This window comes from Lentzea sp. JNUCC 0626 (assembly GCF_043632865.1).
GTDB lineage: Bacteria > Actinomycetota > Actinomycetes > Mycobacteriales > Pseudonocardiaceae > Lentzea.
On record NZ_CP171635.1, the window covers coordinates 7,567,121 to 7,591,082 of the forward strand.

Genomic DNA, 23,962 nt, shown 5'->3' on the forward strand with positions numbered 1-23,962 from the left:
TAGTGGTGAGGGCCTGTTCGTGCTTCCTGGAACCTGGCCCGTAGGCTCAGGCCGTGCCTACGCTCGCTGACTACCAGCACGTCGCCCGCGGCAAGGTTCGCGATCTGTACGACGTGGACGACGAGCTGCTGCTGTTCGTCGCGTCCGACCGCATCTCCGCGTATGACCACATCCTCAGCTCGGAGATCCCCGACAAGGGGCGCGTGCTGACCGCGATGAGCGTGTTCTGGTTCGAGCGGCTCGCCCCGAACCACCTGGTGGCGTTCGACGACCCGCGCATCCCCGCCGAGGTCCGCGGCCGGGCGCTGCTGGTGCGCAAGCTGCAGATGGTCGACGTCGAGTGCGTGGCGCGCGGGTACCTGACGGGCTCCGGCATGGCCGACTACACGGCGACCGGCGCGGTGTGCGGGATCGAGCTGCCGGCCGGCCTCGTCGAGGCGTCCGAGCTGGACCCGCCGATCTTCACGCCCGCGTCGAAGGCCGAGATCGGCGCGCACGACGAGAACGTGTCGTTCGACGTCATCGCCGCGAAGCACGGCGTCGAGCTGGCGTCCAAGCTGCGTGACCGCACGATCGAGCTGTACAGCGAGGCGCGCGCGTACGCGTTGACGCGGGGCCTGATCCTCGCCGACACGAAGTTCGAGTTCGGACTGGACGGCTCGGGTGAGCTGATCCTCGCGGACGAGGTCTTCACGCCGGACTCGTCGCGCTACTGGCCGGCCGAGGGCTACGAGCCCGGCCGCGTGCAGCCGTCGTTCGACAAGCAGTTCGTGCGCGACTGGCTGACGTCCGAGGCTTCCGGCTGGGACCGCAAGTCGGACGTGCCGCCGCCTCCGCTGCCCGCCGACGTCGTCGAGGCGACTCGTGCGCGGTACATCGAGGCGTACGAACGCCTTACTGGCCGGTCTTTCGCAGACTGGCTCGCCTGAGTTCTCAGCGGCGTGGCCCGGAACGTTGCGGGGTGATTCACGCTCAGCAGGACACCTCACGGCACCACCCCCGCGCCCCCGTACAACCAGTACGAGGGCGCGGGGGTGGCACCGCGATGCGCCCGTCTGACCGCGAATCACCCGGCAACGTTACGAACCACGCCACTGGGCTTTCACGCGGATGTCACCACGGCATGGCGCACTCATCAGGTGCACTCACAGCTCGTGGTCTCTCTGTCCGGCATCGGTCCGCAGACACTCGACCGATGCGCTGATCTCGCTGCGGCCCTGACGCCGCGGCGCGTGCCGTTGTCGCTGCTCGTGGTCCCTCGCGAGCTCGGCAAGGCGCAGGAATGGGTGCGGCAGCGAGCCGCGCTGGGCGATGCGGTCGTGCTGCACGGCCTCGGCCAACGGCGGCTGCCGGCCTATGAAGCCGGGTTGCTGTTGACGGGTGCGCGGTTGCAGTTGGACGCGATCGGGCTCGCCGCCGACACGTTCGCGCCGCGGCGGTGCGTGGCCTCGCCCGGGACGTTGCTCGCGCTGGCCAAGCACAAGTTCCAGCGCTGCGCCGACGCGCACGCCGTCCGCGAGGTGGGCAGCGGGCTCGCGACGTTGGGCCGCCTGCACGCGCTGACCGAACGCAGCAGCTTCGGCGAGCTGAGGTCGTTGGCGCTGGTGTACGCGACGGCCCGGTCCGCGCGCCGTGGTGGGCTGACCCGGATCACCGTCGACGCCCGCGACCTGCACCGGCCGGGTGCGCGCCAGGCCGTGCTCGACGCCGTGGACATCGCACTCGCCCACGACGCCGCGCCGACCACCTACGTCAGACTGCCGTCGCCTCGCCTGGCGTCAGCGGCCTGAGTTCGGAGCCCTCGGGCTTCAGGTTCGTGATGATGTTGTAGACGAACCCGGGGTTCGCGAGCAGCTTCTCGTGGATCGGCACGGCGACCCGCGGCTTGACCGTGCGCAGGAAGTCGATCGTCTCGCTGACGCGCATCCACGGCGCCATGGCCGGCAACGCGAGCACGTCGACGTCCTCGTCGGGCACGAACAACGCGTCGCCGGGGTGGTAGAACGCGCCGTCGTCGAACACGTACCCGGCGTTCGGGATGACGGGGATGTCCGGGTGGATCGTCGCGTGCGTGCCGTTGACGACCTTCACGGAGACGTTGCCGACCTTGAGCACGTCACCCGGCCGGGCGACGGTCGGGTTCTCGACCTTCGGCGCGCTGCCCTCGTCCACGATCAGCTGCGCCTGCGGGTTGGCCTTCAGCAGCGCCGGCAGCCGTTGCTCATCGAGGTGGTCGGCGTGCTGGTGCGTGACCATGACGGCGTCGAGGTCGGTGAGGTCCTCGAAGCCCGCCGAGAACGCCCCGGGATCGATCAGGACGCGCGTCGTTCCGTTGTCGAGAAGGACGCAGGCATGACCGAAATGGACAAGTTTCACGAAATCCTCCATTACCGACGTTTGGCGGGCTGACACGACCAGGTGACGTCGGAAGTATCGAAAGGCATGAGGAAAACCCTGCAACTCCTCACGGCACTGGCACTGGCCCTGCCGATGACGACCATCGTCCCTGCTACCACCACCTCTACACCTGCGCAGGCTTCTTCGCCGCAGACGCAGGAAATCGGAACTGAGGAAAACGTCTCAGTCCGCGTGGGTGGCGCGAATCGTTCGACGACGATCGAACGACCGGGCTCCGGATACGTGAAGCTGCATTTCACGGACCTGCGGATCCTGCCCGGTGACGTGCTCACGGTGTCGAACCCTGACGGCACCGAGAAGTACACGTACACGAGAGATCTCAAGGCATCGCTTACGGCCACGGTCGACGCATCCGGCTTCTGGGCCATGTCGATCACCGGGGATCGTGCGGTCGTCTCGGTGACGAACCCGCTGTCGCGCGTCCGGATCGACAAGCTGACGCGTGGCTACACCGAGTCCGAGATGTCGTCGCAGCCGTCCGTGCAGAGCATCTGCGGCACGAACGACTACAAGGACGCCGTCTGCTACCAGTCCAGCAACCCGACCGAGTGGGGCAAGACCGCGTCCGTGGCGAAGCTGCTGCGCAACGGCAGTTCGCTGTGCACGGCGTGGCGCGTCGGCCCCAACAACCGCATGCTGACCAACGAACACTGCTTCACGAGCACCAGCGGCATCGAGGTGTGGTTCAACTACCAGTGCCCGACCTGCGGCGGCACGGCCACGGCCACCGTCACCAAGGTGCTGGCGGCGTCGGTGCTGAAGTACAGCGCCGCGTTGGACTACACCCTCTTCACCGTGAACAACTTCGCGGCCATCAGCTCGTTCGGCTACCTCGAGCTGGACGCGCGCGTCCCGGCCGTGGGCGAAGAGATGTACATCGTCGGCCACCCGGCCGGGAAGCTGAAGAAGTTGTCGTTGCGCGACAACAACAACGGCGGCGGCTACTGCGTCGTGCGTGCCGTACGCGTCAACGGCAGCTCGTCGCAGTCCGACATCAGCTACATGTGCGACACCGAAGGCGGTTCGTCCGGCTCACCCGTGCTGTCGAGGCGCACGCACAAGGTGATCGGACTCCACCACTTCGGCGGCTGCCCGAACCAGGGCGTGCGCATCGACCTCGTCGCCGCGCAGATCAACTCACTGCTGTGAGGATTTCCTGCTCTTCTTCCTGAGTGAGCCCGGCGTGCCGGGTCCGATCCAACCCGAGGCCGCGCTCGTACTCCAGCGAGTCGAGCGCGGTCTCGGCCAACGGCCTGGTGCGCAGGCCGTTGGCCAGCGCGTTGCTCACGTCCCGGCCGACCATCTTGGCCCACGCGGCAGGCAACCACAGCGGCAACGACCTGGGCCCGGCCCAAGGATTGATCTTCAACTCCTTCAACACGCTCTCGCTGACCGGCACGAACTGCGTCCCAGGCGGCGCCGTCGCCCCGGCGATCTCCCCGATGGCCATCTGGAACGGCATGACCGGCCCGGTCGAGTCGTACGTCCCGGTGACCCGCTCCTCGGCCGCGAACACGATCCACTGAGCCAGGTCCCGCGCGTCGATGTGCTGAAAACCCAGGTCAGGACTGTCCGGCACGACCACCCGCCCGCCGCGCGCCATCCGCGCGGGCCAGTACCCGAACCGGTCGCTCGGGTCGTCGGGCCCGGTGATGAGCCCAGCGCGCACGATGAACTCGCGCCCGGCCATCGCCTCCCGCACGGCGTTCTCGCTGGCCACCTTGATGCCGCCGTACCGCTCGGACGTGAACTCCTCGTTCGGGTCGTCCTCGAGTGCGGGCAGGAGTTCGTCGCTGCCCGTGCCGTGATCGGCGTAGACGGAGATGCTGGACACGAACGTCCAGTGCGGCGTCGTCCCGCCGAACGCCTCGATGGCGTCCCTGACCCAGTTCACCGAGTACTTCGACACGTCGATGACGGCGTCGAACTGCTCGTTGGCCAACTGCTCGAACGCGCCGGGCCGGTCCCGGTCGACCTGGACCAGCGTGGCGCCCTCCGGCACGCCGCCGGACGCGCCGCGGGCAGCGCAGAACACTTCGTGACCACGGCGGACGGCCTCCGCCGTGATGGCCTTGCTGAGGAACACGGTTCCGCCGAGCACGAGGATCTTCATGATCCCCAGCATCCGTCCGATCGGGCCGGGCTGCCAGTGGTCTCGCTTTCGGCGAAATAGCTCGTTGGAATAGGTCCAATCCGGAGTCGTTCGGACCCGATCGGTTGGAGTCGGAGAACTCCTGTTCGGGGGTGCCCGCGGCGTGCCGATGGACGTTCCGTGAGTCTGCACGCCTTCGTCGACGAGTCACGGCGAAACAACACGTACCTGCTGGCTGCTGCTGCTGTGGTTCCGCCACGCGAGCTGACCAGACTCCGCAAGCTGCTCAACGGGCTGCGCATGCCCAATCAACGCGAGCTCCACTTCAAGAAGGAGACCCCTGCTCGGCGCAAGCAGATCTTGTCGGCATTGGTCCGCACTCCGGTCCAGGTCGACCTCTACCTGGCTTGCTGCCGGAAGGGAGAAGAGCGAGCGCGGCAGGCGTGTGTCGCCCGGTTGACCGGAAACCTGCTCGACCTGGGCGCTGGGCGTCTCGTGCTCGACAGCCGTGAGGCTCGCGACGAGCACGACCTCCTGACGATCAGGACCAGCCTCGGCAAGTACGCGCGGGGCACCGGGTTGGTCTACGAGCACCTGCCCAGCGAGGGCGATCCGTTGTTGTGGATCCCTGACATCGTCGCGTGGTGTTACGGCGCGGGTGACGACTGGTTGCGCCGCGCCCAGCCGTTGATCGGCAACGTCGTCGACACGAGGAAGCCCTAGAAAGCGCGAAGCACGGCGGCCGACCGTCCGGACGGGCACCGTGCTCACTTCTCCGGCTTACGGGCCGAAGCTGAGACCAGGTTACCAAACGGTCCCTCCGAGGCAAGGTCATTCACCCGAAGGTGGAGCGGTGACGATGTGCCCCCGAACACGTGTCGGGAGGATGAACTCCCAGGTCAGGTAGGCTCCCGAGGTACCGCCAGCCCCTCTCCGAACCTCAGGAGCAGTCTGTCGTGGCCCGAGTCGTCGTCGACGTCATGCCGAAGCCCGAAATCCTCGACCCCCAAGGCCAGGCGGTGGCGAACGCGCTGCCTCGTCTCGGCTTCGACGGCATCACCGCCGTCCGCCAGGGCAAGCACTTCGAGCTGGAGGTCGCCGACGACGTCGACGACGCCACGCTCGCCAAGATCGCCGAGACCTTCCTCGCCAACCCCGTGATCGAGGACTGGACCGTGCGCAGGGTCGAGGCATGAGGGTCGGTGTCATCACCTTCCCCGGCACGCTCGACGACGTGGACGCCCAGCGGGCCGTGAAGTACGCCGACGGGGAAGCCGTCCCCCTCTGGCACGCCGACCGCGACCTCAAGAACGTCGATGCCGTGATCGTGCCCGGCGGGTTCTCCTACGGCGACTACCTGCGGGCCGGGGCCATCGCGCGGTTCGCGCCCGTCATGCAGGAAGTGGTCGAGGCGGCGAACAAGGGGATGCCGGTTCTGGGCATCTGCAACGGTTTCCAGGTCCTCGCCGAGGCCCATCTGCTGCCCGGCGCGTTGACCCGCAACGAAAAGCTGCACTTCGTGTGCCGCGACCAGTGGCTCAAGGTCGAGAACAACACCACGGCCTGGACCACGAGGTACGACGAGAACGCCGAGATCCTCGTGCCGCTGAAGTCCGGCGAGGGCAGCTACCAGGCCGACCAAAAGACACTCGACGAACTCGAAGGCGACGGCAGGATCGTCTTCCGGTACGTGGGCGAGAACCCCAACGGCAGCCGGAACGACATCGCGGGCATCTCGAACGCCAAGGGCAACGTCGTCGGCCTCATGCCGCACCCCGAGCACGCCATCGACGCGCTGACCGGACCGACGGACGACGGCCTCGGCATGTTCCTGTCCCTGCTGGACACGGTGGTGAACGCGTGATCGACACCGTCAAGAACGCGGAAGCGACGCCTGACCAGGAGCAGCCCTACAAAGAGCTGGGCCTGAAGGACGACGAGTACGCGCGCATCAAGGAAATCCTCCAAAGGCGCCCAACGGACGCCGAGCTCGCCATGTACTCGGTCATGTGGAGCGAGCACTGCTCGTACAAGTCGTCCAAGGTGCACCTGAAGTACTTCGGTGAGACCACCACGGACGAGATGCGCAGCAAGATGCTGGCGGGCATCGGCGAGAACGCCGGCGTGGTCGACGTCGGTGACGGCTGGGCCGTCACGTTCAAGGTCGAGAGCCACAACCACCCGTCGTACGTCGAGCCCTACCAGGGCGCCGCGACGGGCGTGGGCGGCATCGTCCGGGACATCCTCGCCATGGGTGCGCGGCCGCTCGCCGTCATGGACCCGTTGCGGTTCGGCAGCCCGGACGCCGAGGACACCAAGCGCGTGCTGCCCGGGATCGTCGCGGGTGTCGGCGGCTACGGGAACTGCCTGGGGCTGCCCAACATCGGCGGCGAGGTCGTGTTCGACGCGTCTTACCAGTGCAACCCGCTGGTCAACGCCCTGTGCGTCGGGGCCATGCGCAAGAAGGACCTGCACCTCGCGCACGCGTCAGGCACCGGCAACAAGGTCATCCTCTACGGCGCGCGCACGGGCCTCGACGGCATCGGTGGCGTCAGCGTCCTCGCCAGCGAGACGTTCGACGACACGGCCGGCAAGCGCAAGAAGCTGCCGTCCGTGCAGGTCGGCGACCCGTTCACGGAGAAGGTGCTGATCGAGTGCTCCCTGGAGCTCTTCGACCAGGGCCTCGTCGTCGGCATCCAGGACCTCGGCGGCGCGGGCCTGTCCTGCGCCACGAGTGAGCTGGCGTCCGCTGGCGACGGCGGCATGCACGTCTACCTGGACCGCGTCCCGCTGCGGGCGAAGAACATGACCCCGGCCGAGATCCTGTCCAGCGAGTCGCAGGAACGCATGTGCGCGGTCGTCGAGCCGGGCAACGTCGAGGCGTTCCTGCAGGTCTGCGCCAAGTGGGACGTCATCGCCACCGAGATCGGCGAGGTGACGGAAGGCGACCGCCTGGTCATCACGTACCACGACGAGGTCGTCGTCGACGTGCCTCCGCGCACGGTCGCGCACGAGGGCCCGGTCTACGAGCGTCCCATCGAACGCCCGGCTGACCAGGACGAACTCCAGGCGAACACGCCGGACGGCCTGCCCAGGCCGGACGACCTGCTGGAACTCATCAAGATCATGGCGGCCAGCCCCAACCTGGCCTCCAAGAAGTGGGTCACGCAGCAGTACGACCGGTACGTCCGCGGCGGCACGGTCCTCGCGCAGCCGAGCGACAGCGGCATGATCCGCATCGACGAGGAGACCGGCCGCGGCGTCGCGCTCTCCACGGACTGCAACGGCCGCTACACCAAGCTCGACCCGTACGAGGGCGCGAAGCTGGCGCTGGCCGAGGCCTACCGCAACGTCGCCACCACCGGCGCCACGCCCGTCGCCGTCACCAACTGCCTCAACTTCGGCTCGCCGGAGGACCCGGCGGTCATGTGGCAGTTCGAGCAGGCCGTGAAGGGGCTCGCGGACGGCTGCGCGGAGCTCGGCATCCCGGTGACCGGCGGCAACGTCAGCTTCTACAACCAGACCGGCACCACGGCGATCCTGCCGACGCCGGTCGTGGGCGTGCTCGGCGTGATCGACGACGTGCGCCGCCGCATCCCCACCGGGATCGGCGCCGAGGCCGGCGAGACGTTGCTGCTGCTCGGCGAGACGCACGAGGAGTTCGGCGGCTCGGAGTGGGCGCACCACGTCCACGGCCACCTGGGCGGACTGCCGCCGAAGGTCGATCTGCAACGCGAGAAGCTGCTCGCGCAGGTGCTCGTCGCGGGCTCGCGGGACGGCATGGTCAGCGCCGCCCACGACCTGGCCGAGGGCGGTCTCGCCCAGGCGTTGGTCGAGACCTGCCTGATCGGCGAGGTCGGCGCGCGGGTGTTCCTGCAGGGCGACCTGTTCACCGAGCTGTTCAGCGAGTCCGCCGGACGCGTCCTGGTCGCCGTGCCGCGCACGGAGGAGCAGCGCTTCGTCGACATGTGCACCGCGCGCCGCCTGCCGTGGCGCAAGGTCGGTGTCGTCGACCCGGAGTCGAAGGCCCTGGAGATCCAGAGCCTCGGCGAACTCCCGCTCGACGAGCTGCGCGAGGCCTGGGAGGGCACCCTCCCGGCACTCTTCGGCTAGAAGACGCTGAAGGGGCCCCAGCACGTGGGGCCCCGATCAGCTCGAAGCGATCCGTTGCAGCTGCTCGAACCTGCCGTTGAACAGGTTCTGGTCACCAGGGAAGAGCCCTTCCGCCTGCCACTGCCAGATCGTGTGGAAGTCGAAGCCCACCGGCAACGGCCCGAGCTTCGAGTTGTAGTGCGCGACCCACAACGGGTTGTCGTCGCCGAACTTGTACGAGCCGCCGACGCACTTGTTCCACCAGCTGGTGGACGTGTAGATCGCCGGATGACGTTTCGTGCGCGCGTAGACCGTGTCGCTGAACGCCCGCACCCACGTGGTCATGGCGGCCTGGCTCATGTTGTAGCAAGTGTCGCCGTACGGGTTGTACTCCATGTCCAGCGCAGGCGGCAGCGTCCTGCCATCGGGTGACCACCCGCCGCCGTTGTCGACGAAGAAGTTCGCCTGCGCCTCGCCGCTCGCCCGGTCCGGCAGTGCGAAGTGGTAGGCGCCGCGGATCATGCCGATGTTGAAGGAACCGTTGTACTGCTGGGTGAACTTCGGGTTCCGGTAGTGGACGCCCTCGGTCGCCTTCACGTACGAGAACCGCGCGCCTTTGTCCCAAGAGGACTTCCAGTCGACGTCACCCTGGTGACTGCTGACGTCCATGCCGGGCACCTTGCCCTCGGTGGGCGGTGATTCCGACGCCGAACGAAGGTCGCCCGTACCTTCGTGCTTGAGGATCTGGGAGCCCGCAGTGTGGTCCGCGGAGCCCTCGGGCAAGGGCGCCGCGGACGCGGGTGCCGGCGTCATGCCGGCGACGATCGCCACGATGCTGATCAAGGTCCGCATGGACTAGATCGTGCGACCATTTGTCGCAATTTGCTACCGGGGTCACCCGTCCAGGCGGGACAGTTCCTCGGCGGTCAACTCCAGGTGGGTGGCCGCGGCCGAATCCTGGATGCTCGCCGGGCGAGAAGCACCCGGAATGGGGACTACCACTTCCGACTTCGCGAGCATCCACGCGAGACAGACCTGGTGAGCGCTGACGCCGTGGGCGTCCCCGACCTCCTTGAACGGACCGCTGAGCGACCCCGCCTTGCCGATCCCGCCGAACGGGCTCCACGGCAGGAACGCGATGCCGAGCTTCGCGCAGAGCTCCAGCTCGGGTTCGCTCGATCGGAACAACGGCGAGAACTGGTTCTGCACCGCCGCGAGCCGCCCGCCGAGGATGTCGTTGGCCAGCACGATCTCGTCCGGGTTGAAGTTCGAGACACCGGCGTAGCGGATCTTGCCGTTGTCCAGCAGTTCCTTCAGCGCCCCGACCGACTCGGCGATCGGCGTCTTCGGGTCCGGCCGGTGGAACTGGTACAGGAAGATCTGGTCCACGCCGAGCCGCCGCAACGACCCGTCGACGGCCTTGCGCAGGTACTCGGGCCGCCCGTCGAGCGCCCAGCCACCGCCGGCGACGCGCGTGTGCCCGCCCTTGGTCGCGACGAACACCTCTTCCGAACGGCCGCGCAGCCCCTCGGCGATGAGCTCCTCGTTGTGCCCGAAGTCCGAGTCGTCCAGCGAGTAGGCGTCGGCGGTGTCGATGAACGTCACGCCCGCGTCCAGTGCGGCGTGGATGGTCTCGATCGCCTGCGAGCGCTCCGGCCTCCCCTCGACGGAGATGGGCATGCCGCCCAGGCCGATGGCGCTGACTTCCACTTCTCCGATGCGACGCTTCTGCATGCTCTCCACTCTGGACCCTGGCGATTAAGCTGTCCAACGCAGAGAAGTGATCTCATTGAGCACTCAGGGTGATGAATCGTGGAACTCAGGCAGCTGGAGTACTTCCTCGCGGTCGCTGAAGAAAGCCACTTCACCAGGGCCGCACGCCGGATGCACGTCGCCCAGTCAGGGCTTTCGGCGTCGATCCGGGCGTTGGAGGTCGAACTCGGCGCGCCGCTGTTCCTGCGCACCACCCGCCAGGTCGAGCTGACCCAGGCCGGACGGGCGTTGCTGCCGGAGGCGAGACGCGCCCTGGCCAGCATCTCCGCGGCCAAGGACGCCGTCGCCGCCGTGCAAGGGCTGCTGCGCGGCACGTTGTCCGTCGGCAGCCTCCAGTGCCTGCACGTCGTGCACCTGCCGGCCGTCCTCGCGCGCTTCCACGAACTTCACCCGGCCGTGGAGCTCCGGATGCGCCAGTCCGGCAACGCCGACCTGGTCGAGGAGGTCCGCGCGGGCAGGCTCGACCTCGCGTTCGTCACCCGCCAGCCGAAGATCGCCGACGACCTGCGGGTGTCCACTTTGGCCAGTGAGCCGCTGGTGCTCGCGTGCGCGCCGGAAAGCCCGTTCGCGGGCAGGGAGTCCGTCGCGCTGGAGGACCTGGCCGGTCAGTCCTTCGTGGACTTCAACCCGGACTGGGGCACGCGCGACCAGGTCGACCGCACGCTCGCCGCCGCCGGGATCGACCGGCACGTCGCCGTCGAGGTCAACGACGTGCACTCGCTGCTCGACTTCGTGATCTTCGGGCTGGGCGTCGCGCTAGTCCCGCAGTCCTTCGCCCTCAAGACCGACCGCGCGCACTTCGTCGGCCTGCGCGGGAACGTTCCCGGGGCGGAGACCGTCGTCGTCACCACCCACGCGGTCGGCGCGGCGGCGAGCGTTCTCCTCGAGATGACGCTGGAGGCCAAGTCGGGCCGCCTCCTCAGCGCCGGTTAGCCGCCACCCGGTCGCGGACTGCCGGAACTCGGTTCCCTCCAGCACCTTCAACGAGCCGCACTGGTCGGCGGGTGGTGCCGGCGACGGGTGGAAGAACCGGCCCACCTCGGAGTCGCCGAGGTCACCGCTCAGCTGGACCTCGCGGGCGAAGGTGGTCTCCTGGAACGAGATCCCGCCGGGGAACCGGCCGTTCTCCATCTGCAACCGGCCGTGGAACGTGCCGCCGGAGAACAGCGTGACGCTCTGGACGTGGACGTTGCGCAGGTTCGTGATGCCGTAGAACTGAGCCCGCCGCGCCACGAACCGGTTGACGTGCCTGCCGTCCAGTGAGAAGTACTCCAGGACGGCACCGGTCAGGTCGAGGTCGTAGTGCACGTGCCTGCGCTTCTTGCCCCACGACAGGGTGTCCTTGATCAGGCGTTGCGCGGTCAGGCGGACCTGGTGTTCCAGCCGCTTGTCCTCGTCCACGTCGCCGAAGTCCTGGTCGGGGTCCTCGGGATTGCGCTCGTGCGGCGGGTAGTCGAACGGCCTGCGGAGATAGGCGCACAGCACGTCGAGCACGGTCTGCCGGTACCGGGGCGTGGACTTCGCGAGCCACGCCAGTGCGTGCATCGCGCCCACCCGCACCTGGTCCGCCTCGTTGCCGAGCAGCTCGACGGATCGCGCGAACCGTTCGTCCGCCACCTTCTCGCTCTCGAGGAAGTGCTTGCGGTCGTTGAGGTACAACGCGTAGAGCGCGACGATGGCACCACCCGCGACGCCGGCGGTCTTCACGATCTCCACCGCCGGTGCCTTGAGCAGGTGCAGCAGCACCGCTGTCGCGGCGGTCACCACGGCTGCGGAAAGAACCGCGAACAGCCACTTCACGTCAGTTCCTCCACGCCTCAGGAAGATCGGCTTCGACCGCGAACGTACAGCCGTCCGCCTTCACCTCAGCCCACTCGGAGTTCGCGAACTTGGTCTCCCCGAGGAACTTCGTCTCGGTGAAGATCGCGAGCCCGCCCGCCTTGAACCGGCTGAACCAGCCGCGTCCGACGACCTCGGTGTGGTGCATGTGGAACCGCCCGGTCATGGTCGCCTCGGTCACGTAGAAGTGGCCGTGGACCTTCATGTGGTGGAACGAGTTGGAGTCCTCGAAGTGCGCGACCCGCATGTAGAGGTCGCCGACCTGCCGGTACGACAGGTCCATGAACTCCAGGTGCGCCTTGGTGAGGTTGAGGTCGTAGATCGGCGGGTTCTTCTCCTCCAGCCGCGGCAGCAGGTCCTCGATCAACCGCTGCGAGGTGAGCCGGACCTCCAACTCGATCTCCTCGGGATCGCCCGCAGCCTTCCGGTACGGCTGCCGCAGGTACGCGCAGAGGATGTCGAGGACGGTCTGCGTGTAGTCGGCGCGGGACTTCGCGAGGCCCGCCAGCGCGTGCATCGCGCCCACCCGCACCTGCGCCGTCTCGTGGCCGAGCAGTTCGACGGCGCGCGCGAAGCGTTCGTCGGCCACCCGTGAGCGGTCGTGGTCGATGCGCTGGCTCTCCAACTCCTGCCGCGCTTCCTCGACCTTGCGGCGCCGGTCGTTCAGCCAGAGCGCGTACAACGCGACGATCGCACCGCCCGCGAGGCCGCCCGTCTTGATCGCCTCGTGCTTCGGCGCGCCGGGGTCCACGAGCAGCAGCGCGCCGCCGACCAGCAGAAACGCGCCGATGGACGCGAGAATGGTCGACAGCAGCAAACTTTTCCTCACGAGGTCCGCATTCTGCCAAGAGGCGGGTGCATGATGGGCTGGAACGGTTCGAACTCGGGTGGGGTGAGCGAGTGGAGCGGCCGAACTGGGCGCCGGGGGACATCGACCTGGAACGTCCGAGCGTCGCGCGCGTGTACGACTACTGGCTCGGTGGCGCGCACAACTTCGCCGCAGACCGCGCCGTCGCCCAGAAGACCCTCGAGACCATGCCCGAGCTGCGCGGGGTGGTGCTGAACCACCGCGCGTTCCTGCGCCGGGCCGTGCGCTACCTGCTCGCGCAGGGCGTGCGGCAGTTCCTCGACCTCGGGTCCGGCATTCCGACCGTCGGCAACGTGCACGAGATCGCGCAGACCACCGACCCCGGCGCCAAGGTCGTGTACGTCGACATCGATCCCGTCGCCGTCGCGCACAGCCGGTCGCTGCTGGACGGCAACGACCACGTCAGCGTGCTCCAGGCGGACGTGCGCGACTGGACGGGTGTGCTGGCCTCGGACGAGGTCGACAAGCAGCTCGACTTCGACGAACCGGTCGCGGTGCTGATGATCGCGCTCTTGCACTTCGTGTCGGACGAGGACGATCCCTGGGGCATCGTCGGCGGCTATCGCGACCGGCTCTCGCCCGGCGGTTTCCTGGCCGTCTCGCACGCCGGGTACGACGAATCGGACATCGAGTCGGACGCGTCCGTGCAGGCCCGCCGGATTTACGACCGGAACGTCACGCAGATGTCGTTCCGCAACCAGGCAGAGTTCACCAGCCTGTTCAAGGGGTTTGACCTGGTAGAGCCCGGTGTGGCGCGCGTGCCCGCCTGGCGGCCGGAGTCGCCCGCCGACGTCGAGGAGTCCGGGAAGCGTTTTCCGGGGTTCGCCGCGATAGGCCGGAAGACGTAGAGATGACTGCGGACGGCAACCGACCGTATGCTGCGCGTTCGTGGCGTTAGGGCCGAGAAGATGACCGATCGGGTTGACCACCGGGTGCGTGAGGATCGCTCAGGACTGAGCCCGGCCGTACTGGCCGGTGCGGGTTCGTTCGCGCGCAGCTGGGCCACGGCCGTGATCGGGTCGAGTTACGTGCCGATGACCAGGGCCGAGGTCGCGCAGCACCTCCAGGACCTCACCGAGATGCTGGTCGAGGCCCTGTTCGCGAGTCCGTTCCGCACCGCGCCGGGCTACGAGATCGGCTCCCGGCTGGTCGACGCGCACTTCACCGGCACCGACACCCTGGGCCGCACGGTCCAGCTGCTCGGCGACGACCTGCTGGTCGAGCTGGGCTTCCCCGGTGACGACCGGCTGCAGTCCCGGCTCGCCGCCCTGCAGGGCGCGCTGGCCGCCGGGTACGCCCGCGCGTTGCGGGAACGGACGCTGGCCGAGCAGGAGGCCATCAGGGCCGCCGTGCTGGACGCCCGCGACCAGGCCGAGTCGATGCTGCGCGCGTCCGAGGCCCGGTTCCGCGCCATGTTCACCGAGGCCGCGATCGGCATCGGCATCGCGGACATCGACGGCCGGATCCTGGACGTCAACCAGGCGTTGCAGGACATGCTCGGCTTCAGCGTCGACGAGATGCGCCAGTACAACGTCCGCGACCTCATGCACCCCGAGGACGCGGGCAGCGTGTGGCGGCTCTACGACCAGCTGATCGCGGGCGAGTGCGACCACTACCGCGCCGAGAAGCGGTTCCACCGGGCCGACGGCGAGCAGGTGTGGACGCACCTGACGTTGTCGCTGGTCCGCGACGACCACGGCGAGCCGCAGTACCAGGTCGCGATGATCGAGGACGTCACCGATCGACACCTGCTGCAGAACCGCCTGCGCTACCAGGCGTTGCACGACCCGCTGACCGGCCTGCCCAACCGCGCGCTGTTCCTCGAACGCCTCGGCCGCGTCTTCAACAACCGCGCCAAGCACGTGCGGGCCGGCCTCTGCTACCTCGACCTGGACGGCTTCAAGGTCATCAACGACTCGCTGGGCCACGACACGGGCGATCAGCTGCTGGTCGAGGTCGGCCGCCGCCTGGACCACTCGGTGTCCGGCGAGGGCAAGCTGGTCGCGCGCATGGGCGGCGACGAGTTCGTGATCCTCGTCGAGGGCTCGACCGGCGAGCAGGACATCGTCGACGTGGCCGACCGCGTGCTCACCGAACTCGAAGCACCGATCCGCATCGCGGGCCACGAGCTGTCCGTGTCGGCGTCGATCGGCATCGTCGAACGCCAACTGTCCGGCACGACGTCCGCGGACCTCATGCGCGACGCCGACATCACGCTGTACTGGGCCAAGGCCGACGGCAAGGCGCGCTGGGCGTTGTACGACCCGGAGCGCAACGCCAAGGAGGTCGCCCGCTTCACGCTGTCGGCCACGATGCCGCGCGCGTTGGAACGCGGCGAGTTCTACGTCGAGTACCAACCGCTGGTGCGCCTCGAAGACTCGACCGTGACGGGTGTCGAAGCGTTGGTGCGCTGGCAGCACCCGGAGTTCGGCCGCCTCGCCCCTGACCGGTTCATCGAACTGGCCGAGGAGACCGGCCTGATCGTCCCCTTGGGACGGTGGGTGCTGCGCAAGGCCTGCGAGGAAGCCCGCCGCTGGCTGGAGGAGTTCGGCGACGCCGCGCCGTTCGTGTCGGTGAACCTGGCCGTGCGCCAGTCCCGCGACCCCGAACTCGTGCGCGACGTCAAGCAGATCCTCGACGAGTGCGCGCTGCCCCCGCACCACCTGCAGCTGGAACTCACCGAGTCGGCGATCATGGGCACCGCCGACGAACCCCTGGAAGCGCTGCGGGCGTTGTGCGACATGGGTGTGCGCATCGCGATCGACGACTTCGGCACCGGCTACTCGAACCTGGCCTACCTGAAGCACCTGCCCGTGCACGAGCTGAAGATCGCCGGCTCGTTCATGGAGGGGCTGCGGGCCGAGAACGAGGAAGACCCGGTGGACGCGCAAATCGTGGCGACGCTGGTGCAGCTCGCGCACGCCCTGTCGTTGGGGGTCACGGCCGAGGGTGTGGAGACGCCGGCGCAGGCCGCGCGGTTGCTGCGGCTGGGATGCGACACGGGCCAGGGCTGGTTCTTCGCCCGGCCGGGGCCGCCGGAGAACATCGACAGCCTGCTGCGTGGTGATCTCTAGCCCGGGGAACCCCAGGCGGCATGAAGCCCCTGGCCCTGGTCGCGCTCCTGCTCGTCATGTCGGCCCCGATCGCCCGAGCCTCCGCCGAGGTGGTCCCGTTGCCCGCGGACAAACAGGCGTTCGGCACGGCCAGGTCGGCGTCGAGCCCCGTCTGGTTCACCCTCGGCCACCAGGGGCTTTCCGAGATCTTCCACCCCGACCTGAGCACCCCGGCGACCCGCGAGACGCGGCTGCTGGTGGACGGGAAACCGGGCAGGGCGTACACCGAGCCCGCTGACGACAGGTCGCTGACGTTCCGGCAACGGGTGCGCGGCGACGGCTGGCAGGCCGAGATCACCTACGTCACCGATCCGCAGCGCGCGGCCGTGCTCGCGGACGTCGACCTCAAGGCACAACGCCCGGTCCGCGTTTCGATCGACCACGTCCCGATGAAGGCCGGCAGCTCTGTGGCCGGCACGTTGCCCACCGAACCGGTCCGGCGCGCCCGCGGCACGTTCGCGATCGGCTTCGGCGAAGGCGTCGCCGAAGCGGCGTTGCAGAAGGGCTTCAGGGCCGCGGCGAAGGAGTACGCGCAGGGCTGGCACACGTATCTCGACGGGCTTCGCAGGCCGAAGTCCGCCGACCGGCGCCTCTACGACATGTCCGTCATGGTGCTGGCCGCGACCGAGGACAAGACCCACCCCGGAGCGTCGATCGCGTCGCCGAGTTTTCCGTGGGCCTTCGGGACCGACCGCGAACTGGCGCCCGAGCTGGGGCCGTACGCGCTGGTCTGGCCGCGCGACCTCTACCACGTCTCCACGGCCATGATCGCGGCCGGAGACCGCGGGTTCGCCGAACGCTCGCTGGACTTCATGCTGCAGAAGCAACAACAGCCGGACGGTCACCTGCCGCAGAACACGCGGGTCGACGGCACCCCGGTGTGGTTGAAGGTCCAGCTCGACCAGGTCGCGGCGCCGTTGCTGCTGGCCTGGCACCTCGACCGGCAGGACAAGTCCACAATGGACTCGCTGCGCCGTTCGGCCGACTATCTGCTGAGCTACCCGAACGCGCCGTTCAGCGAACAGGAGCGCTGGGAGAACCAGGACGGCTACTCGCCCGCCACCATCGCGTCGACGATCGCGGGACTTGTGTGCTTCGCGGATCTGTTGCAGCGCACCGGCGAGAACGCCGACAGGTACCTGCAAGCCGCCGACACCTGGCAGCAACGCGTCGAGGGCTGGACCGCGACGAAGACCGGCCCGTACGAGCCGAAGCCGTACTACCTGCGGCTCACCAAGGACGGCAACCCGGACGCGGCGACCAGGTACAACCTCGGCGACAACAACCCGACCGACATCGACCAGCGCACGGTCGTCGACCCGAGTTTCCTCGAACTGGCTCGACTCGGCGTCAAGCGCGCCGACGACCCCGTCATCCGCAACACCGTGCGAGTCGTTGACCAGCAGCTGAAGGAACAGGGCTACTGGCACAGGTTCACGCAGGACGGGTACGGCGAGACGGCGGACGGCAGGCCGTGGGGCATCAACTGGACCACGCCGACCCGTACCTACGGCAGGCTGTGGCTGTTGCTGACCGGTGAACGCGGCGAGTACGAGCTGCTCGCCGGTCAGAAAGGCATTGCCGCGCAACGACTGCGGGAGATCGCCGCCACCGCGAACAGCGGCCTGATGTTGCCGGAGCAGGTGTGGGAGGGCCGCGGCACTCAGGCGGCCACCCCACTCGCCTGGACGCACGCGCAGTACGTGCGGCTGGCGTGGTCGCTCGACGCGGGCCGTCCCGTGGAACGGCCCGACGTCGTAGCGACCCGTTACGGCAGCTAACGCTTCGACACGTTGTGGCCGGACACCTCGACCACCGGCTGTGCGCCGCCGAGGTCAGCCGTCCGGTACTCCGCCCGGATCGTCTGCGTCTCACCGGGGAACAGCGTGATGTAGTTGTCCGACCAGTCGGCGGGCAGCACCTCGGGCCCGCCCTGCCCCTTGCGCAACGACGCCCGCAGGAAGAACGCCACCGACGTGCCGGTGTTGCGAATCGTCACCGAAGTGGCCTGCTTGCCGTCGGTACCCGGCGTGGTCGTCGTGGACACCGACACCTGACCGGCCTTCAACGAGCTCAACGACTTCAGGTCCGTGTACTGGGCCTGCGGCGTGTACCACCAGTCGCCGGCGTTGTAGTTCAGCGTGTCCGCCTTGGTGGACAGCCAGTACACGTTGCGGTCGACCACGGCACCGCTGGAGTCCTTGAGCAGCAACCGGACGAAGTACGCCGTCGACAGCCCGGACGGCTGCGGCAGGTTCCCGACCCGCACGGACCCGTTGGCCTTGGCAGGAACCGAACGCGTCTCGTTCGCCTTCTGCGTGCCGTCGGAGTTGAAGACGGTGACCTGCAACTGGAGGCCCTGCTTGGCTTCCAGGCCCATGTTCACCACGGCGAGCGACTTGTCGTCGTAGGAGTACTGGGCGTGCAGGGCCTTGTTCGCCGTCTTGGCACCGAAGTACGAACCCGCCGTGGCGAGGTTGTAGTTGTAGAGGTGCCAGAAGAGCTTGGGCCACGGGTCGTTCTGCATCCAGTAGATGACGCCCTGCGCCTGGTTCGCGCCGGTGTCGGAGAAGTCGCGGCCGAACGCCTCGAACTGCGCGCGGTTCGTCTCGTACTGCTGGAGCTGGGCCTTGCGCACGAAGTCCTCGACGTTCGACGGCTTGCCGTAGCGGTTGTCGAGCGCGGTGCCCCAGAAGCCGATCTTGCTGAAGTTGCCGGACGGCGACAGGTGGTACTGCTGCGCGTTGTAGTCCGTCAGCTTGTTGATCTCGCCCTGGCTGAGGAACTTCTTGAGCTCGTCCATCTCCGGGATCGCGAGGCCGGGGCCGATCTCCGACGCGAAGCCCGCGCTGCCGCCCTTTTGGTTGTTGTACCAATAGACCGGCGGCTCCCACCAGTACGGGCCGTCCATCTTCATGCCCGAGTCACCGAGCTGCGGGGAGCTGCGGCGCGCGGCCGCGGTCACGATCGGCGTCTGCCAGTCGGCGCGCTTCAGGGCGTCCAGGTAGATCTTCTCGACGGCGGCGACGGGCGCCTCGTCCGAGCCGATCAGGAACGTGAACACGCTGGGGTGGTTGCGGATCCGCTTGGCCTCGCCCTCGGCGGACGCGCCCGCGACGCGCTTGTCCTCCTCGGTGAACCCGCCGGTGTTCTGCCACTTCGAGCAGCACTCCCAGCCGGTCATGAGCAGGATGCCCATGCGGTCGGCCATGTCGTAGATCTCGTCGTTCTCCGGCTTGCCCTCGAGCCGGATCGTGTTGAGCCCCATGGACTTCGTCAGCTGCATCTCGTCGGCGATCTTCTGCACGTTGGTGCGCAGGAAGAGGTCCGACGCCCAGCCGCCGCCGCGGATCAGGATCGGCTTGCCGTTGATCTGGTACTGGATGTTGCCGCTGATCATCTTCGAGGTGACCTCGCGGATGCCGAACGTCGTCTTCTGCGCGTCCGACGCGGCACCGGAAACAGTCGCGGCCGCAGTCGCTTCGTACAGCGGCTGAGCGCCCATCTGGTACGGCCACCAGATCTGCGGGTTGCTGACGGTCAGCGGGAACGTGACGGTCTTGGTCTCGTTCGCGGCCAGGCTCACGTTCTGGCTGTAGTTCTGGCCCGCGGCGCTGCCGGAGACGGTCGTGGTGACCGCGCTGCCGGTGTTGTTGCGCGCGTCGACCTTCACGGTGACGGTCGCGGTGTTCAGGTTCGGCAACGGCAGATCGGACAGGACGTGCAGTCCCCGCAAGGAAACCGCGCCGCTCTGCGCGAGGTCGACGTCGCGGAACAGGCCCTGGTTGCGGTCGGGCGGCAGCTGCGCCCAGTCGATGAAGTGGATCACCAGGTCCTTGGCCGGGTCGGACGGCGACGCCTTGATCGCGATCGCGTTGTCGCCCTTGCGCAGCAGGCTGGTGACGTTGAACTCGTGGGTCGGGTACGCGCCGATGACGGTGTCGGTGCCGGCGACCTTCGTGCCGTTCAGCCACACCTCACCGCGCGCGATGACGCCGCCGTTGAGCTTGAGGAACGTGTTCACGCCCGGCTGCGGGTCGGCCTGGAAGACCTTGCGGTACCACCACGGCACCTTGAAGTCGCCTGCGTTGGCCTTCTTCAGGTTCTCCGAGTAGTTGACGTCGCCGTACTTGTTGTTGGCGATGAGGCCGGCCATGACGGTCGACCGCGCGGGCACCGTCAGCCAGCCGGAGTCGGAGTAGCCGGGACCGGAGATCACGGTGCCGGACTGGGTGGCGGTGGCGCTCGTCTGCATGCGCCAGTCCGGGATGGTGGAGGTCTGTCCTGGGGCGGCGGCCACCTTGAGCGCCGCTCCCGTGCCGGGCACGGGGCCCGCGTTGGCTGAGGTACCTGGCACGAGCAAGGCCAGACCCACCGCCGCCACGACCAGAGTCGGTAGTGGTCGGTTGCGCAGCATGTCGCTCCTCGACGCATCGGGGCGGCGGCGCTTCGGGGTATCGTAAAGAAGGTTTCCTTTTGGCGAGGTCACCGGCAATGCGCCTTACGGGTGACGCGGGCCACCTCATTAGCCACCCTCCGTGCCCGGTGATCCGATAGCTTGGCCGCCATGCGTCGACTTGCCGTCCCGTTCCTGCTGGCAGCGGTCCTGACCGGGTGTTCTTCGACAGAACCGGGGAAGCCTTCCGCGACGGACTCGGGCACCGCGACGCCGCCGACCGGAACTTCAGCCGGAACGGCCCCGGTGGACAGGCCGAAGGCGGTCGATCTGAAGACGATCGACCCGTGCGCGCTCATCACCCCGGAAACGAAGACGGCGCTGGGTTTGAACGTCGTCGACGCGGGTACCCCGCTGCCCGATTACGGGGAGGGGAGCAAGCGGTGCAATCAGAGCTATGTGGACCGCAAGTACCTCGGCGCCGTTCACACGCTGCTCAACGGTGGTGTGGACCGGCTCAAGAGGACGACGGGTGAGTCGAAGCTCACGGAGTTGAAGGTCGCGGGCTACCCCGCCTACCTCACGCAGACCGATTCGCCCGGATCCGTGGGCGGCTGCGAGATCTACGTCGACACCAACGACGGCCAGTTGCTGCTGGTGGACACGTTCGGTGCGCTCGGCGAGCAGACCGCGACGAGGGATGGCGCGTGTGAGCGGGGCAAGGCACTCGCGGGGGCTGTCGTCACCGCGCTCGCGGCCAAATGACAGTTGAGTAGATCTACGCACCTTGTACCGGGAACCGGTCACCCGCGTAATGCATCAGAGCTAAAGTCGTCCCAAAAGCACACACGGCCCGTTCCCTTGGGGGCCGTACTGAGGAGGGTGTGCCGTGTTTCTCGCGGATGGAGGAGGTGGCGTCTCGACGCCGCCCGAGTTCGGTCAGCGCAAGCTGAAGGTGGACCCATCAGCGATCCCCCAGGCTCGCAAGGCGTTCGAGAAGGCGCTGGCGGAGTTCGAGGCGAAGATCGAGCAGGCCGTGCACGAACTGCCCACCAAGCCGTGGGCCGGGGACCCGATCTCCAGCGAGACCTCGAAGGCGTTCAACGAGCAGACCTCCGAGAAGGCTCTGGCCGCGCTGAACTTCTACAAGAAGCAGCTCACCGGCGTGATCGACCAGCTGAAGATGATCGAGGAGCAGTACCGCCAGGTCGAGGGCGACAACGCGGCCATGTGGGGCAAGCACCTGCGGGACCAGGGCTGAGAGGGGGACTGACCGATGACTGACCACCGCTTCCAGGGGTACGGACACCCCGAGCTGTACAAGATGATCAACTCCGGTCCGGGCGTCTCCGTCTCCATCCCGGTCGAGGCCGGGTGGAAGAAGATCGCCGCGACACTGGCGCAGATCGACACCGACCTGCACGAAGGTCTGAAGAAGATGGGCGCGGACTGGGAGTCCGACGCCTCCGACGTCGCCCAGGGCGCGCTGTCGCCGCTGGCCCAGTGGGCGGGTTTCGCCGAGACCGGCGCGACCACCATGGAGTCCTCCGCGCGCCTGCAGGGCGAGTACATCGCCGACGCGCGCAAGAAGATGCCCGAGGTCGTCCCCGTCACGACCGAGAAGCCCGGCATGCTCGACATGGCCGTCGGCGCGCTGACCGGCCCCGTCGGCATGGCGCACGTCGTGGGCCAGCAGATCGACCACGAACGGCAGGAGGCCGCGGCCGACAACGCCGCCGCCCAGGCCGTCAAGGTCATGGAGGACTACCAGTCGGACAGCCGCTGGAACTCCTCGACGCTCGGCGACTTCCCGACGCCGCCGACCGTCGTCATCGACACGCCTCCGCCCGGCGACACGGGCACCGGCAGCACGCGCGTCGGCTACACGCAGACGAGCAGCGGCGCGCCGACCGGCACCACGAACTCGCACGTGTCGACGTCGGGCGTGCAGTACCAGCCGCAGCAGCAGGTCTCGACCGGCTGGACGCCTCCGCCGACCGACACCACGCACACCTCGTGGACGCAGCCGCCGACGACCACGCCGACGCCGCCTCCCACCTACACCCCGCCGCCCACGAACACTCCGCACCCGACGCCGACCCCCACCCCGGTTCCGCCGGGTGGTCCGGTGTTCACCCGTCCCGGCACCACCGGCACGGGCGGCCCCGGCGGTCCTGGTTCGGGCACCCTGCGCGGTGGCCAGCTGGGCACCGGCGGTTCGGGCAAGGCCTTCGGGCCGATGTCCGGTTCGCTCGGCGCGTCCGGCCAGCAGGGCGCGATGAAGCCCGTCGGCATGTCCGGTGGCGGCATGTCCGGCGTGCACGGTCCTGACGGCGGCATGCGCGGCGGTGCCGCGGGTTCCGGTGCCGGCGCGGGCAAGGCCGGTGCCGCGGGTGCCGGCGGCGCTGGTGGTGCCCACGGCCAGAAGGGCGAGGGCGAGGACGACATCGAGCACAAGGCGGCCGACTACCTGGTCGAGACCGACGACGTGTTCGGCGACGAGCGCATGGTCGCTCCGCCGGTCATCGGCGGCGCGGCAGAGTGAGCCTGTTCGGCGCTCCGGCGGAGAGAGAGCCGATCGCTCTCTCCGCCGAGGAGTTCGACGTGGTGTGGGAACGGATGAACGTCGGCCCCATGCCGCTCGTGCTGAAGGTGCCCACCCCTGGCAAGACGCGGGACGAGCGCATCCAGCTCGAGAACCGCGTCTTCCAGCAGTTGGACCACCGGCGCCTGGGCAACTCCCGCGCACTCTCTTCCGAGCTGGAAGGGTTGCTGCGCATGTTCGTGAAGCCCGAGCGGGAGGCGGACGGCCGCCTCTGGCTCGGCCACAGCCTGCGCGTCCTCGCCGTCGCGAACGGTGACTGGGGCGCGCTGGCGACGTTGCGGGACGACCGGCTGACGTTCCAGCCGTGGGCGGGCTCCGGGCTCGCCTCGGCCGTGCTGTCGGTGCTGCCCGCGCACCCCGCCGGAACAGGGCTTTCGGTGACGTTGCCGAGTGCGGACATCGAGAAGGCGATCGCGAACACCGACGGCTCGCCGAAGTCGATGGAGGCCGCGTTCCGGGGCATCGGGCTGCGCGAGGACGACGCCAAGGCGCTGGTGAAGATGTTCACCGGGCTCGTGCACACCGGAAACTTCGGCGCCGCCGCCCGGGACAAGTACGGCAAGCGCTGGCGGCCCGAGCGCGTGGTGGCGTTCTTCGACACCGAAGAGGGCCGCTACCTGCAACAACGCCGTGCGACGAGTGGTCAGCCGCCGTGGAGCACGTTCACGCCGACCGACGGGCGCCGGATGATGCACCAGGTCGACGAGCTGATCGCCGAAGCGGTTCGTTCCGCCAAGGTCTGATGTCTGGTTTGATCTGATCACCG

The 23,962-nt window shown here is 68.3% G+C and carries 21 protein-coding genes; 15 read left to right on the top strand and 6 right to left on the bottom strand.

From position 1 onward, the window contains the following. The first annotated feature begins 53 nt into the window (after positions 1 to 53). Both JNUCC0626_RS34920 and JNUCC0626_RS34925 read left to right on the top strand, forming a co-directional pair. The gene (locus tag JNUCC0626_RS34920; protein WP_394614990.1) at positions 54 to 929 is read left to right on the top strand and encodes a phosphoribosylaminoimidazolesuccinocarboxamide synthase; all 876 of its coding nucleotides are present in this window, start codon (positions 54 to 56) and stop codon (positions 927 to 929) included. A gap of 210 nt (positions 930 to 1,139) precedes the next feature. Next, entirely contained in the window at positions 1,140 to 1,790 is a 651-nt protein-coding gene (locus JNUCC0626_RS34925) for a DUF2334 domain-containing protein (protein ID WP_394614991.1), read from the top strand. Here JNUCC0626_RS34925 and JNUCC0626_RS34930 read toward each other — a convergent pair. After that, entirely contained in the window at positions 1,753 to 2,376 is a 624-nt protein-coding gene (locus JNUCC0626_RS34930; protein ID WP_394614992.1) for an MBL fold metallo-hydrolase, read from the bottom strand. The genes JNUCC0626_RS34925 and JNUCC0626_RS34930 overlap by 38 nt on opposite strands. 264 nt (positions 2,377 to 2,640) lie before the next feature. Between JNUCC0626_RS34930 and JNUCC0626_RS34935 the strand changes: the two genes are divergently transcribed. Then, positions 2,641 to 3,567, top strand: a complete 927-nt coding sequence (locus JNUCC0626_RS34935) for a trypsin-like serine peptidase (RefSeq protein ID WP_394614993.1) — start codon at positions 2,641 to 2,643, stop codon at positions 3,565 to 3,567. Here the strand turns inward: JNUCC0626_RS34935 and JNUCC0626_RS34940 are convergent. Further along, the gene (locus tag JNUCC0626_RS34940; RefSeq protein WP_394614994.1) at positions 3,551 to 4,531 is read right to left on the bottom strand and encodes an NAD-dependent epimerase/dehydratase family protein; all 981 of its coding nucleotides are present in this window, start codon (positions 4,529 to 4,531) and stop codon (positions 3,551 to 3,553) included. The genes JNUCC0626_RS34935 and JNUCC0626_RS34940 overlap by 17 nt on opposite strands. Before the next feature lie 159 nt (positions 4,532 to 4,690). Here JNUCC0626_RS34940 and JNUCC0626_RS34945 point away from each other — a divergent pair, with 159 nt between their 5' ends. From JNUCC0626_RS34945 to purL, 4 genes are all read left to right on the top strand, one after another. Then, positions 4,691 to 5,233 (top strand): hypothetical protein, encoded by a 543-nt coding sequence (locus JNUCC0626_RS34945; RefSeq protein ID WP_394614995.1) that lies wholly within the window; start codon positions 4,691 to 4,693, stop codon positions 5,231 to 5,233. A gap of 233 nt (positions 5,234 to 5,466) precedes the next feature. Then, positions 5,467 to 5,706: a phosphoribosylformylglycinamidine synthase subunit PurS gene (purS, locus tag JNUCC0626_RS34950; RefSeq protein WP_030465889.1), complete on the top strand. Its 240-nt coding sequence runs from the start codon at positions 5,467 to 5,469 to the stop codon at positions 5,704 to 5,706. Beyond that, positions 5,703 to 6,374 carry a phosphoribosylformylglycinamidine synthase subunit PurQ gene (gene purQ, locus JNUCC0626_RS34955; RefSeq protein WP_394614996.1) on the top strand — a complete coding sequence of 224 codons (672 nt, stop codon included), beginning with the start codon at positions 5,703 to 5,705 and terminating at the stop codon, positions 6,372 to 6,374. Before purS ends, purQ begins: the two co-directional genes overlap by 4 nt. Then, positions 6,371 to 8,623: a phosphoribosylformylglycinamidine synthase subunit PurL gene (gene purL, locus JNUCC0626_RS34960; protein ID WP_394614997.1), complete on the top strand. Its 2,253-nt coding sequence runs from the start codon at positions 6,371 to 6,373 to the stop codon at positions 8,621 to 8,623. The genes purQ and purL overlap by 4 nt, the downstream gene beginning before the upstream one ends. Positions 8,624 to 8,659: 36 nt before the next feature. On the opposite strand, the gene JNUCC0626_RS34965 is transcribed toward purL, so the two are convergent. After that, a complete protein-coding gene (locus tag JNUCC0626_RS34965) occupies positions 8,660 to 9,454 on the bottom strand; it encodes a lysozyme (RefSeq protein WP_394614998.1) in 795 nt (264 codons plus the stop codon). A gap of 42 nt (positions 9,455 to 9,496) precedes the next feature. Continuing rightward, on the bottom strand, positions 9,497 to 10,336 hold the full coding sequence (locus JNUCC0626_RS34970; protein WP_394614999.1) for an aldo/keto reductase: 840 nt from the start codon (positions 10,334 to 10,336) through the stop codon (positions 9,497 to 9,499). 78 nt (positions 10,337 to 10,414) lie between these two features. On the opposite strand from JNUCC0626_RS34970, the gene JNUCC0626_RS34975 reads away from it, so the two are divergent. Next, a complete protein-coding gene (locus tag JNUCC0626_RS34975; protein WP_394615000.1) occupies positions 10,415 to 11,308 on the top strand; it encodes a LysR family transcriptional regulator in 894 nt (297 codons plus the stop codon). Positions 11,309 to 12,176: 868 nt separating this feature from the next. Here the strand turns inward: JNUCC0626_RS34975 and JNUCC0626_RS34980 are convergent. Then, positions 12,177 to 13,043, bottom strand: a complete 867-nt coding sequence (locus JNUCC0626_RS34980) for a pentapeptide repeat-containing protein (protein ID WP_394615001.1) — start codon at positions 13,041 to 13,043, stop codon at positions 12,177 to 12,179. Between the two features lie 71 nt (positions 13,044 to 13,114). On the opposite strand from JNUCC0626_RS34980, the gene JNUCC0626_RS34985 reads away from it, so the two are divergent. The 3 genes from JNUCC0626_RS34985 to JNUCC0626_RS34995 are packed head-to-tail and all read left to right on the top strand — an operon-like array spanning position 13,115 to position 17,976. Beyond that, positions 13,115 to 13,930, top strand: a complete 816-nt coding sequence (locus JNUCC0626_RS34985) for an SAM-dependent methyltransferase (RefSeq protein ID WP_394615002.1) — start codon at positions 13,115 to 13,117, stop codon at positions 13,928 to 13,930. A 60-nt stretch (positions 13,931 to 13,990) separates the two neighbouring features. After that, complete coding sequence (locus tag JNUCC0626_RS34990; RefSeq protein WP_394615003.1) at positions 13,991 to 16,156, top strand: putative bifunctional diguanylate cyclase/phosphodiesterase; 2,166 nt, start codon at positions 13,991 to 13,993, stop codon at positions 16,154 to 16,156. Positions 16,157 to 16,176: 20 nt separating this feature from the next. Beyond that, on the top strand, positions 16,177 to 17,976 hold the full coding sequence (locus JNUCC0626_RS34995) for a glycoside hydrolase family 15 protein (RefSeq protein WP_394615004.1): 1,800 nt from the start codon (positions 16,177 to 16,179) through the stop codon (positions 17,974 to 17,976). Here the strand turns inward: JNUCC0626_RS34995 and JNUCC0626_RS35000 are convergent. Continuing rightward, positions 17,973 to 20,612, bottom strand: coding sequence for a glycosyl hydrolase 2 galactose-binding domain-containing protein (locus JNUCC0626_RS35000; RefSeq protein ID WP_394615005.1), 2,640 nt, complete (start codon positions 20,610 to 20,612; stop codon positions 17,973 to 17,975). The two genes, JNUCC0626_RS34995 and JNUCC0626_RS35000, sit on opposite strands and share 4 nt — an antisense overlap. 150 nt (positions 20,613 to 20,762) lie before the next feature. Between JNUCC0626_RS35000 and JNUCC0626_RS35005 the strand changes: the two genes are divergently transcribed. The 4 genes from JNUCC0626_RS35005 (at position 20,763) to JNUCC0626_RS35020 (ending at position 23,939) form a co-directional block, all read left to right on the top strand. Then, positions 20,763 to 21,356 (top strand): DUF3558 domain-containing protein, encoded by a 594-nt coding sequence (locus JNUCC0626_RS35005; RefSeq protein WP_394615006.1) that lies wholly within the window; start codon positions 20,763 to 20,765, stop codon positions 21,354 to 21,356. 124 nt (positions 21,357 to 21,480) lie between these two features. Then, positions 21,481 to 21,852: a transcriptional regulator gene (locus tag JNUCC0626_RS35010; RefSeq protein ID WP_394615007.1), complete on the top strand. Its 372-nt coding sequence runs from the start codon at positions 21,481 to 21,483 to the stop codon at positions 21,850 to 21,852. A gap of 15 nt (positions 21,853 to 21,867) precedes the next feature. Then, complete coding sequence (locus JNUCC0626_RS35015) at positions 21,868 to 23,136, top strand: PPE domain-containing protein (RefSeq protein ID WP_394615008.1); 1,269 nt, start codon at positions 21,868 to 21,870, stop codon at positions 23,134 to 23,136. Then, entirely contained in the window at positions 23,133 to 23,939 is an 807-nt protein-coding gene (locus JNUCC0626_RS35020; protein WP_394615009.1) for an ESX secretion-associated protein EspG, read from the top strand. Before JNUCC0626_RS35015 ends, JNUCC0626_RS35020 begins: the two co-directional genes overlap by 4 nt. Positions 23,940 to 23,962 lie beyond the last annotated feature (23 nt).